Origin of the sequence: Staphylococcus simiae, assembly GCF_002902085.1 — a bacterium.
GTDB lineage: Bacteria > Bacillota > Bacilli > Staphylococcales > Staphylococcaceae > Staphylococcus > Staphylococcus simiae.
On record NZ_PPQR01000069.1, the window covers coordinates 1 to 593 of the forward strand.

General features: G+C 41.8%; 1 pseudogene. It reads right to left on the reverse strand.

The annotated features are described in order from the left end of the window. Positions 1 to 593, reverse strand: a pseudogene (locus tag CD113_RS08585) (hypothetical protein); the annotation flags it as partial.

A 593-nucleotide genomic window follows, 5' to 3' on the forward strand; every position in this document is an offset into this window, starting at 1 on the left:
ACCGTTCAAAATATCTTGACGGCTAATTTCTTTGCCATCTCCATCTTTAACGATAATAGTTGTACCAATGGTGTTGCCTTGTGCATCTTTAATTGGCGTTTGCTCTACGCTTGGTGTTTTTCCATCTTTACCATTCAAGATATCTTGACGACTAATTTCCTTACCGTCTCCATCTTTAACGATAATGGTTGTGCCGATAGTATTGCCTTGTGCATCTTTGATTGGCGTTTGTTCTACGCTTGGTGTTTTTCCATCTTTGCCGTCGACACCATTTGTACCGTCCTTACCGTTGGCTCCTGTGGCTCCTGTATCACCCTTGTCGCCTTTTTCACCTTTGGCTCCATCTTTACCGTTCAAGACATCTTGGCGACTGATTTCTTTGCCGTCTCCATCCTTGACGATAATAGTTGTGCCAATTGTATTGCCTTGTGCATCTTTAATTGGTGTTTGTTCTACTGTTGGTGTTTTACCATCTTTACCGTCGACACCATTAGCTCCATCTTTACCGTTCAAAATATCTTGACGGCTAATTTCTTTGCCATCTCCATCTTTAACGATAATAGTTGTACCAATGGTGTTGCCTTGTGCATCTT